Below are 15,807 nucleotides of genomic sequence, written 5' to 3'. Positions count from 1 at the left end.
TTCTAATTCATGGCGAGGAGGCTGAGGGGTGGACTTTGCCCTCGACAGCACTGCGACAGCGGTGCGCGACGTCGCGGCCGACGTGTTCACCCGACATCGACCCGACTGGGAATCCCGGTTCGGGTCAGGTGGTCGGGGATCGTCGGCGCCCGGAGGATTCGACGAGCCGCTGTGGCGGTCGCTGGTCGACGCGGGGCTGATCGCCCTGCCGTTGCCCGCCGACCTCGACGGCGACGACGTCTCGGTGCTCGACCTGCTCCCGCTTCTGCATCGGATGGGCGAGGCGGCGGCCGTCACCCCGGCGCTCGGGTCCCTGGCGTCGGCGCTGATCCTGCGATCCGCGACCGACGACGCCCGTCGGCGGTGGGGCGCGACGCTGTCCGGGGGGGCCTGGCATGCCATCGCGATCGGCGAACAGGGTGATGCCTTGACCGCGACGCCACGCGCGACTGTGCGGGACGGACGGCTGACCGGCACCAAGATCGGTGTTCTGCACGCCGATGGCGCCGCGGTCCTGCTGGTCGTCGCCGACGCCGGTGTGGTCGCGGTCCCCGCCGATGCCGATGGCGTCTCGATCACGCGGACCCCGACGTCCAGCGGATGGGGCGAATACACGGTCCGATTCGACGGTGTCGCCGTCGATGACGCCGACATCGTGACCTCTGATCGGGCGGTCGCACGCGATCTGTACCGGCTCGTCCTCGCCGCATATGCCGACGGTCTGGTGGCGGGTGCGGCCCGGCTGACCGCGGATCACGTGTCCGAGCGCAATCAGTTCGGCAAGCCGATCGCCCTGTTCCAGGCGGTGGGGCAGCAGCTCGCCGACATCTATGTCATCGGTCGGTCGATGAATCTCGCGGCCACCGCGGCGGCCTGGCGCCTCGCCGAAGGTCTCGATGCGCGTAGGGATCTCGCCATCGCGGCATACTGGCTGGCCGCCGAGCTGCCGGCCACGACGCGGACGATGACCCATCTGCACGGCGGGGTGGGCGTCGACATCACCTACCCGTTGCACCGCTACTTCTCCATCACCAAGGATCTCGCCCGACTCGCCGGTGGCGCCACCGCGCGTCTGGACGAGCTGGCCGATCTCGACGAGGTCGCCGGAACGACCGTCGCCCAGGGAAAGGCGAGCTGATGTACATCGACCTGACCTCGGAACAGCGCGAGCTGCGGGCCGAACTGCGCTCGTACTTCGCGAACCTGGTGGGTGCCGACGACGCCGACGTCATGCTGACGGAGCGACACGGTGAGACCTACCGCAAGGTGATCCGGCAGATGGGCCGCGACGGATGGCTCGGTGTCGGATGGCCGAAGGAATACGGCGGCAAGGGTTTCGGCGAGATCGAGCAGCAGATCTTCACCAACGAGGCCGTGCGCGCCGATGTCCCGCTCCCCGCCGTCACCCTGCAGACCGTCGGTCCGACGCTGCAGGTACACGGCACGCCGGAGCAGAAGGAGAAGTTCCTCCCGTCGATCCTCGCCGGTGAGGTCCACTTCGCCATCGGCTACACAGAGCCCGAGGCGGGCACCGATCTCGCGTCGCTGACGACCTCTGCGGTTCGCGACGGCGACCACTACATCGTCAACGGGCAGAAGATCTTCACCACCGGCGGACACGACGCCGACTACATCTGGTTGGCCGTCCGTACGGACAAGGATGCGCCGAAGCACAAGGGCATCTCCATCCTGATCGTCGACACCTCGGATCCCGGCTACAGCTGGACGCCGATCATCACCGCCGACGGTGCCCACCACGTCAATGCGACCTATTACAGCGATGTGCGCGTACCGGTCTCCATGCGCGTCGGGGACGAAGGGGGCGGTTGGAAGCTGATCACCACCCAGCTCAACCACGAGCGCGTGATGCTCGGACCGGCGGGCCGGATCGACGGGCTCGCTGCTCGCGTGCGGGAGTGGGCCGCGCGCCCGGACGCCGACGGCACCGTGATCGCCAAGCATCCGGATGTGCGTCGGACCCTGGCGACCATCGACGCGCTCGCCCGGATCAACGAATTGCTGAACTGGCAGGTCGCCTCCACCGGCGAGGCGATCTCGATGGCCGATGCCGCTGCCACCAAGGTCTTCGCCACCGAACGGCTCCAGGAGATCCATCGGATGATCAACGAGATCATCGGCCGCCACGGCGATCTCACCGACCCGGAGACGGCGGCACTGGTGGATTGGCTGGACGTCCAGCAAAAGCGGAACGTGGTCATCACCTTCGGTGGCGGCGTGAACGAGGTGATGCGCGACATGATCGCGACCGCCGGCCTCGGACTCCCGCGGGCCAAACGGTGACCACGGCGGAGTCGGCGCGGTTCCGTGATGGCATGTGCACCATCGTGATCGACGGAGGGAATCAGTGACCACGACCGGCGACCGGGTCCGCGCGTCGGCCCCCGAGCGCATCAGTCCGGCGTCGGACGCCGACACCATTCGTGCGGTGGCCGACGAGATCATCGCGGGCGGGCGGAGTGCCCCGGTTCGCGGCCGTGACCCGATCAACCAGCCGATGATCAACAACTGGGTCGAGGCGATGGGGGACACCAACCCCGTCTACGTCGATGCGCAGGCAGCGCGTGCGGCCGGCCACGACGACATCGTCGCCCCGCCGGCAATGGCCCAGGTATGGACGATGCGCGGTCTGCATGGCGCGCGGACGGACGACGACCCACTCGGTCGCGCTTCGGAGCTGTTCGACCAGGCCGGGTACACCTCGGTGGTGGCGACCAACTGCGACAGCACCTATCACCGCTACACGCGCCCCGGCGAGGAGGTCAGCCTGTCGGCGGAGCTCGTCGAGGTGGTCGGTCCCAAGACCACTGCGCTCGGTGAGGGGTGGTTCTTCACCACCCGCAACGTGTGGACGGTCGGCGACGAGGTGGTCGCGGAGATGGACTTCCGCATCCTCAAGTTCCGTCCGCCCACTGCACCCGAGGCTGCGGCGGACGCCGGAGGCGGCGACAGTCCCGTACCGTCCGATCTCGATCCGACGCGGTTGATCAAGCCGTCGGCATCTCGCGACACCGCCTTCTTCTGGGATGGTGTGGCCGCCCACGAACTGCGTATCCAGCAGGTCGCCGACGGTTCGCTCCGGCATCCGCCGATCCCGGCCACGTGGAAGCCGCGCCTGGCCGACGGCACGATGCCCGACACCGACTACGTCGTTTCCACCGGGCGGGGAACGGTGTTCAGCTACGTCGTCCACCATGCACCGAAGGTGCCGGGTCGGCAGCTGCCGTTCGTGGTCGCCCTGGTCGAACTCGACGAGGGCGTGCGGCTGTTGGGCGAACTCCGCGACGTCGACCCCGCCGACGTGCGGATCGGGCAGCATGTCGAGGCGGTCTTCCTGGACTTCCCGGCCGATCCGGAGGCCGGAACCGATGCGTGGACGCTGTACGCCTGGCGTCCGGTCGCAGACGAAGGAGCACGCGCATGACTGCCGCCGCACCGCAGCAGATCTCGGTGGGTGACGTGCTGCCCCGGCTGACGATCGACGCATCGCCGACATTCATCGTGTCGACGGCGCTGGCCACCCGGGACTTCCAAGACGTCCATCATGATCGGGATCTGGCACAGGCCAAGGGCTCCAAGGACATCTTCGTCAACATCCTCACCGACACCGGCCTCGTCGAGCGGTTCGTCACGGACTGGGCCGGGCCGTCGGCGCGGATCGGGTCGATCGCGCTCAAACTCGGCGTGCCGTGGTACGCCTACGACTCGGTCACGTTCACAGGAGAGGTGACCGCAGTCGACGACGATGTGGTCACCGTCGCGGTCACGGGCACCAATTCGCTGGGCAAGCACGTGATCTCGACGGTCACACTGGGTTACGACCGGACCGGGGAGGCGCGCGATGGGAACGGCTGAGAGGGAAGCACTGTCGGGACGGGCCGCGATCGTCGGTGTCGGGGCGACCGAGTTCTCCAAGGACTCCGGCCGCAGTGAACTACGACTTGCCGCGGAGGCCGTCTCGGCTGCCATCGCCGACGCAGGCCTGACACCGGCCGACGTCGACGGCCTGGTGTCGTTCACGATGGACACCAACGCCGAGATCGCGGTGGCCCGCGCGGTCGGTATCGACGAGCTCACCTACTTCTCGCGAATCCACTACGGCGGCGGTGCGGCCTGCTCGACCGTCCAGCAGGCCGCGATGGCCGTGGCGACCGGGGTCGCCGATGTCGTGGTCGCCTATCGGGCGTTCAACGAGCGGTCCGGCAACCGGTTCGGTCAGGTCAGCACGGCTGTCGCGGGGCAGGAGAACTCGTCCGGTACCGACAACGCGTTCTCCTACCCGCACGGGTTGTCGACACCTGCCGCCTTCGTGGCGATGGTCGCGCAGCGGTACATGCACGACTACGGCGCCACGAGTTCGGATTTCGGGCAGATCGCCGTCGTCGACCGCAAACATGCCGCGACGAATCCCAATGCCTTCTTCCACGGCAAACCGATCACCCTGGACGACCACCAGAACTCCAGGTACATCGCCGAGCCATTGCATCTGCTCGACTGCTGCCAGGAGTCGGATGGGGGTGTCGCGCTGGTGATCGTGTCCGCCGAGCGTGCCCGAGACCTGCCGCATCCGCCCGCGGTGATCGCCGGCGCGGCGTCGGGGAGCGGGACCGACCAGTTCATCATGACCAGCTACTACCGCGACGAGCTCGCGGCCCTGCCCGAGATGGGGCTGGTTGGCCGCCAGCTGTGGGAGCAGTCGGGCCTGGGCCCCTCAGACATGGACCTGGCGATCCTGTACGACCACTTCACCCCGTACACGCTGATCCAGTTGGAGGAACTGGGTTTCTGCGGTCGGGGCGAGGCCAAGGATTTCGTGCGTCGACCCGGCGCACTGGAGGTCGGCGGCGACCTCCCGCTGAACACGCATGGGGGACAACTCGGTGAGGCGTACATCCACGGGATGAACGGCATCGCCGAAGCCGTCCGGCAGTTGCGCGGCGACTCGGTCAATCAGGTCGAGGATGCCGACAAGGTTGTGGTGACCGCGGGTACGGGTGTGCCCACCAGCGGTCTGGTTCTCACTCGGTCGTAGCGACGAGTCCCTTTCCAAGGAGTCAGAAGATGAAGTTCAATCTCGCCGATGTCTTCGAGACGGTCGCCGATTCGGTGCCGGAGCGGATCGCGCTGAGTTTCGAGGGTCGACAGATCAGCTACGCCGAACTGGACCGGTTGTCGAATCAGGTCGCCCACCTGTTGGCCTCGGCAGGCATCGGTCACGACGACAACGTCTCGCTGTTCCTCAAGAACAGCGTCGAGCATGTCACCAGCCTGCTGGGGTTGCTCAAGATCCGCGCGGTGCCGGTCAACATCAACTACCGCTACACCAACCCGGAGTTGCACTACATCTTCGACAACTCCGACTCCCGGGCCGTCATCGTGGAACTGCCCGAACATCAGCGCAGCGTCGCCGCCCTGCTCGCGGAGTTGCCGACCGTGCGAGTCGTGTTCGTGATCGGTGACGTCACCGACGAGTTGCGTGCCGCCGTGGGCGGACTGCCAGACGGCCGCGAGGTCCGGATCGTCGACTTCGGTGATGCCGAGACGCAGTCCCTCGAGCGGGATTTCGAGTCGCGCACCGGTGACGAGCTCTACCTGCTGTACACCGGCGGCACCACCGGGTACCCGAAGGGCGTCATGTGGCGCCACGACGACTTCTTCCGCAAGCCGCTGTCGGGTGGTAACCCCTACGGCGACGCTCGGAAGGACCTCGCCGAGATCGGCACGGCGGTCAAGGATTTCGGTTCCATCGGCTTCTTGCTAGCCGCCCCGCTGATGCATGGCGCGGCGTCGTACTCGCTGTTCACCTTCTTCACGCTCGGCGGCCGACTCATCCTGATGCGGGACTTCGATCCGGCCAAGATCGTCAGCGGAATCGAGACGGAGCAGATCCAGATCATCCTGATCGTCGGCGACGGTATGGGGATGCCGCTCGTCGAGGAGCTGGAGAAGCGCAAGGACTCCGTGGACCTGTCGTCGCTGTTCTCGATCACCTCCGGCGGGGCGATCTGGTCGCAGCACGTCCGCGACCGGATGGTCGCGGTCAAACCGGATCTGCTGTTGCGCGACAACTTCGGTGCGTCGGAGTCGGGCAACGACGGCGAGATCATGCTCGACGACAACGGCAACCTCAAGGTACCGCCGACCGACAAGATGATGGTCGTCGACGAGAAGCTCAACCGGTTGGAGCCGGGCTCGGGAGACGTCGGTTACATCGCCCGGATCGGCAACGTCCCGCTCGGCTACTACAAGGACGAGGAGAAGTCGGCGCGGACCTTCCCGACGCTGCCCGACGGCACCCGCATCTCGGTCCTCGGGGACATGGGGTACGTGGAGGCAGACGGGAGCATCGTGTTCCTCGGCCGCGGCTCCCAGTGCATCAACACCGGCGGCGAGAAGGTCTATGCGGAGGAGGTCGAGGCGACCTTGCACGCACATCCGGCCATCCACGACGCGCTCGTGGTCCCGGTGCCCGACGAACGGTACGGGCAGCGGGTCGCCGCTGTCGCGGAGCTGACCGACGGCTTCACCGAACCGACTCTCGAAGAGGTGCAAGCACATTGCCGGGAGTCGCTGGCCGGTTACAAGGTTCCGCGCAACATCGTGTTCGTCGACGCGGTCAAGCGGACCCCGGCGGGTAAGGCCGACTACCGCTGGGCCAAGGACACCGCATCGGCTGCCGCCGAAGCGGCCAGCGGGGCGTCGGTCTAGGCGCACCGCAGGCAAACCCGGCGCGGGACCCTCGATGTCGGCGACGTCAGTACGTCGCCCCTCCTCCCCCCAGCATCGAGGCCCGCGTCCGGGGTCGACTCAGGTTCGCCGCGTCAGCCCAGGGCCTCCGCGTCAGCCCAGGGTGGCCGTGTCGATCACGAAGCGATACCGCACGTCGCTGTCCACCACGCGGTCGTATGCCTCGTTGATCTGAGCGGCGTCGATCGTCTCGATCTCGGCTCCGATCTCGTGCTCGGCGCAGAAGTCGAGCATCTCCTGGGTGAGTTGGATGCCGCCGACCATCGATCCGGCCAGTGAGCGTCGGTTCGTCAACAGTGAGAACGCCCTCGCCTCCAGCGGATTGGCGGGCACCCCCAGCTCGACGAGAGTGCCGTCGACCGCGAGCAGCGACAGGAACCGGTCCAGGTCGAGGTTGACCGAGACCGTGTTGACGATCAGGTCGAACTCGTTCTGGAGTTCGTCGAAGGTCGCATCGTCCTTGGTCGCGAAATAGCGGTCGGCGCCGAACCTCTTGCCGTCGTCCTCCTTGCTCAGCGACTGGCTGAGGACGGTGACCTCGGCTCCGAGTGCGTGGGCGATCTTCACGCCGACGTGACCGAGTCCGCCCATGCCGATGATCGCCACCTTCTTGCCCGGACCGGCCTTCCAGTGGGTCAGCGGCGCATACAGCGTGATTCCTGCGCAGAGGAGAGGGGCAGCGACGTCCAAGGCGATTCCGTCCGGGATGCGCAGGACGAACTTCTCGGTGACGACGATCTGCTGTGAGTAGCCACCGTGGGTGAACTCACCCTCGTAGGTCTCTGAGTTGTAGGTCTGTACAACGCCTTTGACGCAGTACTGCTCATCCCCGTTCTTGCAGGGACCGCATTTGCCGCACGAGTCGACGAAGCAGCCGACGCCGACCCGGTCGCCGACCTTGTGCAGGGTGACCTCGGAGCCGACCTCCGCGACCGTGCCGGCGATCTCGTGGCCCGGCACCACCGGGTAGGTGGTCCCGCCCCATTCGTCGCGGGCGGTGTGGATGTCCGAGTGGCAGATGCCCGCGTACGCGATGTCGATCCGCACGTCCTTGGGGCCGAGCTCACGGCGATCGATGGTTGTCGCGGTGAGCGGCTCGTCGGCTCCCGTCGCGATGTATGCGTTGACGGTCGTCATTGCATTCCTCTTCCGGGGTTCGCGTCGCACCACGGCGCTCTGTCGCGGGGCGAACCCCCGCTCTCCACTGTGCCGACGTATCGCGATCCATGCATCCGTGGCCGGTCATCCAGACCGATCCGAGACCTGCGCCGGTGAGTGTGACCTGATCGTGACCAAACCCCGTGAAAGTCCTGATCAGGTCAGACGCAATGCCAGCCACAGAGCGACCACGGACGCCAGCAGGGTCGGTGGCACCGTCACCAAGCCCAGCCGCAGGTAGGTCCGGGGCGGAGCCGACGCACTGTCGCGATGCAGGACCTCGCGCCAGAGAAGAGTGGCGAGGGAGCCGAAGTAGCCGAGGTTGGGGCCGATGTTGACGCCGAGCAGGACCGCGAGCACCAGAGCGGGCTGGTGCACGGTCAGCGGGACCAGCAGCAGCGTGGCGGGCAGGTTGTTGACCACATTGGCCAGCAACGCGGCCAGCACTGCCACCGCGAGGAGCGCGGGCAGGCCCTGACCGTCCGGGATGAGACCGGCGATCGCCGACCCGAGTGGGCCTTCCCGGACGGGGAGGATGATCGCGCCCAGTGCGGCGACGAACGCGAGGAACAGCGGGTCGGTGGCGCGCACCATCCGCACCGCGGCCTCACGCGGTGTGCGGAACAGGTACGGGAGAGCGAGGACGACCGCGCCGATCGTCGCCACCACGGCCAGGGGGATGTGCAGGGGCTCGGCCACCACGAAGCCGATCAGGAGCGCGGAGAGGACACCGAGTTCGAACCAGGGGGCCGACGGCTCGGATCGGGACTCGTCATCGGGCGGTCGAGGTGTCTCGCCGCTGGGGGGTGCCGACAGCTGATCGGCGAAGAACCAACGGAACAGCAGGTATTCGACCACGATGGCGACCACGAACGGTGCGGCCATCACCTGGGCGAAACCGAGGAACGTCAGTCCGGTCGCGCCGAAGGCGAGCAGATTGGTGAGGTTCGACACCGGCAGCAATGTCGAAGCGCTGTTGGCGAGGTGGGCGGTGGCGTGCGCGGTCGGCGCGATGCGTGCGCCGATGCGTCGGGCGGTCAGCACCGCCACCGGGGTCAGCAGGACGATCGTCGCGTCCAGACTGAGGACCGCGGTGGTCGCAGCGGCGACGACGAAGACGATCTGCAGCAGTCGGTTCGGGGATCCGCGACTGCCGCGCGCGATGATCCCGCCCACCCACGCGAAGACGCCGCGGCGCGCACAGATGTCGGCGACGACGAGCATCGCCGCAAGGAATCCGATGGTCGGGCCGATGAACGCCAGTTCGTCGCGGATCGACGTCCAGTCGGCCAGGCCGAAGAGACCGACGAGGGCCGCGGCGGGCACCGCGACCGTCGCCGGAGGGATGCGTCGGCCGGCCACGGTGACGCCGGCCATCGTGACGACGAGGACCGCCGCGAGCAGAGCAAGGGACACGACTGCGCCGACGATGCCGTCCGGCGAGATCATGCGGACGTCCGGACGGAGGTCGTCACTCCGTGCCGGGCACGACGGCCCGGTCCGAGACATCGTCGCGCGCCTCGGGATCGCTGCCGCCGGCCGGTCCGTCGGCACCGGCAGAACCGCCCGTGGCGGCCTCGGAGTCGATCGGTGTCACACGATTGGGGGCCAGCCACAACAGGAACGCGGCACCGACGATCAGCACGATGCCCAGGATGATGCAGGCCTGGCCCATCGGCGTCAGGAACGCCTGCTCGGCGCCCTCGCGGATCCGTGCCGCGAGGGGCGCGGCCTGACCGGCCAGGCGCTCGGCCACCGCGGTCGCCTCGGCGAGTGAACGCCCGATGGTGTCCGCGGCCTGATCGGCCTGGGCGAGCATGGCCTGGCCACCCAGGGTGTCTCCGGCCGCGATCCGCTGCTGCCCCGCGGCGGCCAGCTGATCGTGGGCCAGCTGCGCGGTGGGCCCGATCCGATGCGAGTAACCGGCCGCCATCACGCTGCCCGCCAACGCGATCCCGATCGCGGCGCCGATCTCGCGCGCGGTGTCGTTGACTGCGGACCCGACCCCGAGGTTGTCGGTCGGCGTGTTCGACATGATCGCGGTCGTCGACGGCGCGGTCGCGATACCGATCCCCGATGCGCAGATGGCCAGCACCCACGCGAACGTCCAGTAGTTCTTGTCCATGTCGACGATGCCGAGCAGCAGCACGCCGATCCCGGCGATCAGGATGCCGCCGGCGAGGACGAATCGCAGCGAGTGCAGTCGCACCGCCAACCAGTTGCCCAGGAGCCCGAACAGGACCACGCCGGCGACCATCGGGGTCAGTGCGGCAGCGGATTTCAGTGGTGAGTAACCGAACACCAACTGCAGCATCTGCAGGCACAGGAAGAACGCGCCGAACGATGCGAAGAACTGCAGTCCGACCGACAGCGATCCGGCCGCGAAGGCGCGATTGGCGAACAGACGCACGTCGAGCAGTTTGTGTGACTGCTTCAGTTCTATGAGGCAGAAGGCCGCCAGCAGCAGGACACCGCCGATCAGGCCGACCAGGATCAGTGGGTCGGCCCAACCACGGTGTGGTGCCTCGAGGAGCCCGAACACGATGCCGGTGATACCGAGCACGGAGGTCGCCGAGCCGGCGAAGTCGAAGCGGTCGGGATCGCGGTCCTTCGATGTGCCGATCGTCAGGCACAGCAACGTCATCCCGGCCGCCGACGCGGCGAAGGTGATGAAGACCGAACGCCAGGTGAAGAACTCGAGGAGCAGACCGGTGACGAAGAACCCTGCGATGGCGCCTGCACCGACGATCGCGGCCCAGATGCTGATCGCGACGGGACGTTGCGACGGCGGTACGCCCGACGTGATCAACGACAGTGTCGCGGGCATGATCAGCGCAGCTGCCACACCGGCGAGGCAGCGGGTGGCGATGAGTTCGGTCGGTCCGTTCACCCAGATCGCCACCAGGGACGCGACGGCGAACAGGACCAGGCCGAGGATCAGGATCCCCCGGCGCCCGAACCGATCTCCGATCGCTCCCGCAGGGAGCAGACAGGCCGCCAGCGCCAGTGTGTAACCGTCGATGATCCAGGTCATCTGGCCGGAGTCGGCACCGGTCGCGATCGCGATGTCGGGAAGTGCTGTGTTCAGCGCGGCCATCGCTGCGACGACGATGCTCACGGCCAGGCAGGAGACCAGGATCAGCCAGGCCGATCGGAGGTCGACGGAGAAGCGTCGGCTGCCCGCAGCAGGCTCGTCGACGGTCGGTGATCCGGTCGCGGATCCGCCGGCCTCTGTATCTCCCATGGAGGCATCGTCGCTCATCGCCGCACCGATCTCCACCCTTCCCGGCCGGTTCGCCGGGACCGGGGCTCGACACCGAAAGTCGATGGTGCATCATCGAGATCGCGACACGCGGTCCGTATTGCGAGACTCGCAATGTAACTTGTGACACATTGGTCACTGCAGTAACTCACCCGGAGACCGTCGACTGCCCCCGTCTGCGACCCTCCGGACAACTGAAAGTGGGAGATCATGGCCTCACCCCCGGTCGCATCTTCACAGGTCACCGACTATTCCTCGACCCGCATGCGGGTCTGGCGCGTGCTGTCGATGCTCGCCGCCCTCGTGGCGGTGGTCGTCGGACTCGTCGTCATCGTCACCTCGGCGGCCTGAGACACCTCGCGAGGGCCCGGAGAGACCCTCGCGAGGAGCGGATCTCAGCTCGCGTTCTTCTCGATCGCTGCGCCGACACGCGGCAGTGCGGCGATCACGTTCTCTTTGGCCTTGCCTCGCAACCCGTTGTAGGCCTTGGCCAGCGCCGGCTTGGCCGAGGCGACCTGATCGTCGGTGATGGTCAGCAGGGCCTCGGCTGCGGCCTCGGAGTTCGCGGCGAGGTGATCGCCGAACGCCCCGCCGGCAGGCTTGGTGTCCCAGAACGATTGCAGCGCACCGATGAAGTCGGGCAGCAACTGGTCGGTGGCCTTCGCGACGACTCCCGGGCGTACCTTCTGCACGGTCGCGTACCCGGCCTTCACGGCTGCGCCGGAGAGACCCTTCTGATCGGCCACCTCTGCGTCGATGACCTTGACGAGGTCGTCGACCACGGCGGGACGCTTGTCGGCGAGCAGGGACTGCAGCGAATCGCTCATCGGATCTCCTCGATGCGTGCCGGCACTTCTCGGCCGGCGGACACGGACGGTATCGGTCGGCGTCGAGACTACTGTCCCGTCGCCGGCCACGGCCGATGGGTCAGCGTGGCGGTGCGCACACGACGTTGCCCAGCGCCGGGGCCCCGTCGCGGTCGGCGACAGTCGCTCTGATCACGAGCCGGTCGTCGACCTCCCAGACCTGCACGTCCACGGTCTCGCCGGGGAACACCACACCGGCGAAGGTCGCCGAGAAGTCGCCGACCGCGGCCACGTCGCCACCCAACACCGAATCCGTCACAGCCCGGCACACGGTGCCGTAGGTGCACAGACCGTGCAGGATCGGGCGTGGGAAGCCGGCGCTCTCGGCGAACGCAGGGTCGGAGTGGAGCGGGTTGCGGTCTCCGCAGAGTCGGTACAGCAGGGCCTGCTGCGGCAGGGTGGGGACGCTCAAGCGATGGTCGGGTGCGCGCTCGGGGTAGTCCACCCTGGCCGAGGAACCGCGCTCGCCACCGAAACCGCCCTCGCCCTTGGCGAAGATCGAGGACCGTGTCGTCCACAGGGGTTCGCCTGCGTCGTCGACCGTCACGCCCTCCTGGATGATCACCGCCGCCGAGCCCTTGTCCTGCACCTCGACGATGCGGGTTCGCGTGGTGGCCTTGCCTTCCGGGGGCAATGGGCGGTGGGCGGTGACCTGCTGACTGCCGTGTACGACCTTGGCCAGATCGATGTCGACACCGGGGAAGGAGACTTTCGGCGCCTCGGTCGCGTGGAAGGTGGCAGCGACGGTGGCGAAGGTCGGGAGGACCTTCGGCGTGACGTCATCGACGTAGGCGAGACCGCCGGCGTCCAACGGATCGGCGGCCGCTCCGACCGCCAGGTGGTAGAGCGCCACGTCGGAGGGCGACCAGCTGAAGCTGACCTCGGGCAGTTCTGCGCCGACGGCCACGGTGGGATCGATCGGCACGGTTCAGGCTCCTGCCGTCTCGGTGGCCGCAGTCGCGTGGTCGGCGATGTCGAGGGCGGCGAGGTAGCCGAACACGAGCGCCGGACCGATGGTCGCGCCGGGGCCGGCGTAGGTGTGACCCATGACGGGCGCGCTGGTGTTGCCCGCGGCGTAGAGGCCTTCGATCACCGAGCCGTCGGCGCGCAGCGCGCGACCCGCTGCGTCGGTCTCGATGCCGCCCTTGGTGCCCAGGTCGCCCGGCACCATCTTGACCGCGTAGAACGGCGCCTTGTCGACAGCACCGAGACTGGGGTTCGGCTTGTTGGTGATGTCGCCGTAGTAGTGGTCGTAACCACTGTCGCCGCGGTGGAAGTCCTCGTCCGTGCCCGATCGGGCGAACCCGTTGAACCGTCTGGTGGTCGACTCGAGTGCATCCGCGGACACCCCGATCTTGTTGGCGAGGTCGCGGATGGTGCTCGCCTTCACCACGACCCCGGAGTCGAACCACTTCTTGGGCAACGGCTGTCGGGCGTTGATGCCTGCGAACAGATAGCGGTTGCGACACCGCTGGTCCATGATCAGCCACGACGGGACGTTCTCGCCGGGACCTTCGCCCTGACCGAACTGTCCGCCGTACATCTGATGGACGGCCTCGACGTAGGGCAGTGACTCGTTCATGAACCGTTGGCCGCGTTCGTTGACGATGAAGGTGCCCGGGACGGAACGCTCCGATAACGCGAACCACGGGCCGCGGGGGAGTGGGATGGTCGGCCCCCACCAGGCGTCGTCCATCAGGGCGACGGAGGCGCCGATCTTGAGACCGGCGTTGATGCCGTCGCCGGTGTTGCTCGGCGCGCCGGTCGTCCAGTCCGAACCGATCGGCTCACGCTGGTACTTGCGACGCATCTCCGCGTTGTGTTCGAACCCGCCGGACGCCAGGATCACGCCGTGTCGTGCGTAGATCGGGAAGCTGTGTCCCTCGGACTCCGCGGTCACGCCGACGACTCGCCCGTTCTCGGTGATGAGGTCGGTGAGCGCGGTGTTCAATCTCAGGGGGACACCCGCCCGACGGAGGCCGAGGAGGAGTTCGGCGGTGAGTGCGGCGCCCATCGCGATGAGCTTCTTGCCGCGGGAACGCGCCCAGAAGAACCGACCGCCGACCTTCGCCATCCGCAGCGGCCCGCGCCAGTGGCGGAGTCCGGTGTTGAGCCAGCGGTAGTCCGACTGCAACACAACCATGTTCAGCGGAGCCTTGGTGTATTGCGGGTGCAGGGTCTTGAGATCGTCGCCGAGCTGCGCCGCATCGAACGGACGTGGTTCGACCGAACGTCCACCGATGCGACCACCCGGCGCTTCCGGGTAGTAGTCGGAGTAGTTCTTCACCCACTCGAGGTCGAGGGGTGCGTGGTCGAGGAGGAAGGCCAGGGCCTCGGGACCGCGATCGATGTAGGCGTCGATCCGCTCGGCGGGTGCGTGCTCGCCGATGATCGAGTGGACGTAGCGGCGGGCGGTCTCGCGATCGTCGACCACCTTGTCGCGCTCGAGCACGGTGTTGTTCGGGATCCACACGCCGCCGCCCGAGCGGGAGGTCGAGCCACCCCAGTAGGGCGACTTCTCGATGAGGACCGTGGAGAGCCCCTTCGCTGCCGCGGTGATCGCAGCACTCATCCCGGCACCGCCGGCTCCGACGACGATCACATCGTAGGTCTCCGGGGTCGCGCCTGGAGTCTGTTCGCCTGTGCTGGGTTGGTCGGCGCCGGCCATGGAAGGTCCCTTCGTTCCGCTGCTCGTGCTTCCCTGAATTAGAACACGTTGCAGAATGGCGTCGCCACCACATCCGCCGGCGGCGTCTCCGACCTGCCCAGGTGCGTGGATTCTGAGGGCGTTCCCGCAAAACGAGAACATGTTCTAAACTGGAACCCGTTCAGCACTCCGGACGAAGGGTGACTCATGGCTGTCGACGATGCGACACGTGCGCAGATCGCCGCCGATCTGTGGCGGGCGGAGGAGTCGGCGGTGGCTGTCGACCGTCCGTCGGACACCCATCCCGACCTGGACGTGGTCGACGCCTACGAGATCCAGCTGATCAACATCCGCAAGCGTCTGGACGCGGGTGCGCGGGTGGCTGGTCACAAGGTGGGTCTGGCGTCGGTGGCGATGCAGAAGATGATGGGCGTCGACGAGCCGGACTACGGGCACCTCCTCGACACGATGCGGTACCACGAGTCCACCCCGATCGACCGGTCACGGTTGTGTTTTCCGCGGGTGGAGGTGGAGGTCGGGTTCATCCTGGGTGCGGATCTGCCCGGCGAGGGCTGCACGAATGAGGATGTGATCGCGGCGGTGGAGTGGGTGGTGCCCTCGATCGAGTTGATTGATTCGCGGATTCGGGATTGGAAGATCACGTTGTGCGACACGATCGCTGACAACGCGTCGTCGTGTGGCTGGATTCTGGGTGAGCAGCGGGTGCCGATCTCCGATATCGATTGCGGTGACATCGACGCCACGCTGACCCGCAACGGCGAGGTCGTGGCGAAGGGAAATTCGTCGGCGGTGTTGGGTCATCCGCTCAACGCGGTGTCGTGGTTGGCGCGCAAGGTCGAGTCGTTCGGTGTTCGGTTGCGCAAGGGCGACGTGATTCTGCCTGGTACCGCGACGCGTGCGATCGATGTCGCCGCGGGTGATCATTTCGTCGCCGATTTCGTCGGCCTGGGCTCGGTCACGCTCGACTTCAGCTGACCGTCACAACTGTTCGGAATACGTTTTCTTTAGGAGGCATCCGTGGGAGCGAAGTTGACTGCGGCGATCATCGGGTCGGGCAACATCGGTACTGATCTGATGTACAAGTTGCA

14 protein-coding genes are annotated in these 15,807 nt (G+C 67.3%); 8 read left to right on the top strand and 6 right to left on the bottom strand.

From position 1 onward, the window contains the following. Positions 1 to 28: 28 nt before the first annotated feature. The 6 genes from GS4_RS21725 to GS4_RS21700 all read left to right on the top strand — a co-directional run bounded on the left by GS4_RS21725 (position 29) and on the right by GS4_RS21700 (position 6,726). The gene (locus GS4_RS21725; RefSeq protein WP_007624621.1) at positions 29 to 1,138 is read left to right on the top strand and encodes an acyl-CoA dehydrogenase family protein; all 1,110 of its coding nucleotides are present in this window, start codon (positions 29 to 31) and stop codon (positions 1,136 to 1,138) included. Beyond that, positions 1,138 to 2,301 (top strand): acyl-CoA dehydrogenase family protein, encoded by a 1,164-nt coding sequence (locus GS4_RS21720; RefSeq protein WP_007624619.1) that lies wholly within the window; start codon positions 1,138 to 1,140, stop codon positions 2,299 to 2,301. The genes GS4_RS21725 and GS4_RS21720 overlap by 1 nt, the downstream gene beginning before the upstream one ends. Positions 2,302 to 2,410: 109 nt before the next feature. Next, positions 2,411 to 3,442, top strand: coding sequence for a bifunctional MaoC family dehydratase N-terminal/OB-fold nucleic acid binding domain-containing protein (locus GS4_RS21715; RefSeq protein ID WP_439644636.1), 1,032 nt, complete (start codon positions 2,411 to 2,413; stop codon positions 3,440 to 3,442). Further along, on the top strand, positions 3,439 to 3,873 hold the full coding sequence (locus GS4_RS21710; protein ID WP_007624617.1) for a MaoC family dehydratase: 435 nt from the start codon (positions 3,439 to 3,441) through the stop codon (positions 3,871 to 3,873). Before GS4_RS21715 ends, GS4_RS21710 begins: the two co-directional genes overlap by 4 nt. Further along, a complete protein-coding gene (locus GS4_RS21705) occupies positions 3,860 to 5,050 on the top strand; it encodes a lipid-transfer protein (RefSeq protein WP_007624616.1) in 1,191 nt (396 codons plus the stop codon). Before GS4_RS21710 ends, GS4_RS21705 begins: the two co-directional genes overlap by 14 nt. A gap of 29 nt (positions 5,051 to 5,079) precedes the next feature. Next, positions 5,080 to 6,726: an AMP-binding protein gene (locus tag GS4_RS21700; RefSeq protein ID WP_007624615.1), complete on the top strand. Its 1,647-nt coding sequence runs from the start codon at positions 5,080 to 5,082 to the stop codon at positions 6,724 to 6,726. A 132-nt stretch (positions 6,727 to 6,858) separates the two neighbouring features. Here the strand turns inward: GS4_RS21700 and GS4_RS21695 are convergent, their stop codons facing one another. The 3 genes from GS4_RS21695 to GS4_RS21685 all read right to left on the bottom strand — a co-directional run bounded on the left by GS4_RS21695 (position 6,859) and on the right by GS4_RS21685 (position 11,167). Continuing rightward, positions 6,859 to 7,902 carry an NAD(P)-dependent alcohol dehydrogenase gene (locus GS4_RS21695; RefSeq protein ID WP_007624614.1) on the bottom strand — a complete coding sequence of 348 codons (1,044 nt, stop codon included), beginning with the start codon at positions 7,900 to 7,902 and terminating at the stop codon, positions 6,859 to 6,861. A 177-nt stretch (positions 7,903 to 8,079) separates the two neighbouring features. Continuing rightward, positions 8,080 to 9,372: an SLC13 family permease gene (locus GS4_RS21690; protein WP_007624613.1), complete on the bottom strand. Its 1,293-nt coding sequence runs from the start codon at positions 9,370 to 9,372 to the stop codon at positions 8,080 to 8,082. Positions 9,373 to 9,394: 22 nt separating this feature from the next. Then, the gene (locus GS4_RS21685; RefSeq protein WP_007624612.1) at positions 9,395 to 11,167 is read right to left on the bottom strand and encodes an MFS transporter; all 1,773 of its coding nucleotides are present in this window, start codon (positions 11,165 to 11,167) and stop codon (positions 9,395 to 9,397) included. A gap of 228 nt (positions 11,168 to 11,395) precedes the next feature. Here GS4_RS21685 and GS4_RS25910 point away from each other — a divergent pair, with 228 nt between their 5' ends. Next, a complete protein-coding gene (locus GS4_RS25910; RefSeq protein ID WP_169331495.1) occupies positions 11,396 to 11,536 on the top strand; it encodes a hypothetical protein in 141 nt (46 codons plus the stop codon). A gap of 44 nt (positions 11,537 to 11,580) precedes the next feature. On the opposite strand, the gene GS4_RS21680 is transcribed toward GS4_RS25910, so the two are convergent. The 3 genes from GS4_RS21680 to kstD all read right to left on the bottom strand — a co-directional run bounded on the left by GS4_RS21680 (position 11,581) and on the right by kstD (position 14,719). Then, positions 11,581 to 12,012 carry a DUF6918 family protein gene (locus GS4_RS21680; protein WP_007624611.1) on the bottom strand — a complete coding sequence of 144 codons (432 nt, stop codon included), beginning with the start codon at positions 12,010 to 12,012 and terminating at the stop codon, positions 11,581 to 11,583. Positions 12,013 to 12,112: 100 nt separating this feature from the next. After that, positions 12,113 to 12,976: an enoyl-CoA hydratase ChsH3 gene (chsH3, locus tag GS4_RS21675; protein ID WP_007624610.1), complete on the bottom strand. Its 864-nt coding sequence runs from the start codon at positions 12,974 to 12,976 to the stop codon at positions 12,113 to 12,115. A 3-nt stretch (positions 12,977 to 12,979) separates the two neighbouring features. Next, positions 12,980 to 14,719, bottom strand: a complete 1,740-nt coding sequence (gene kstD / locus GS4_RS21670; RefSeq protein ID WP_007624609.1) for a 3-oxosteroid 1-dehydrogenase — start codon at positions 14,717 to 14,719, stop codon at positions 12,980 to 12,982. A 186-nt stretch (positions 14,720 to 14,905) separates the two neighbouring features. Here kstD and GS4_RS21665 point away from each other — a divergent pair, with 186 nt between their 5' ends. Next, positions 14,906 to 15,694 carry a 2-keto-4-pentenoate hydratase gene (locus GS4_RS21665; protein ID WP_007624608.1) on the top strand — a complete coding sequence of 263 codons (789 nt, stop codon included), beginning with the start codon at positions 14,906 to 14,908 and terminating at the stop codon, positions 15,692 to 15,694. Positions 15,695 to 15,807: the final 113 nt, after the last annotated feature.

Origin of the sequence: Gordonia soli NBRC 108243 (genome assembly GCF_000334455.1) — a bacterium.
GTDB classification, from domain to species: domain Bacteria; phylum Actinomycetota; class Actinomycetes; order Mycobacteriales; family Mycobacteriaceae; genus Gordonia; species Gordonia soli.
This window is presented reverse-complemented; position numbering and strand designations above follow the sequence as displayed.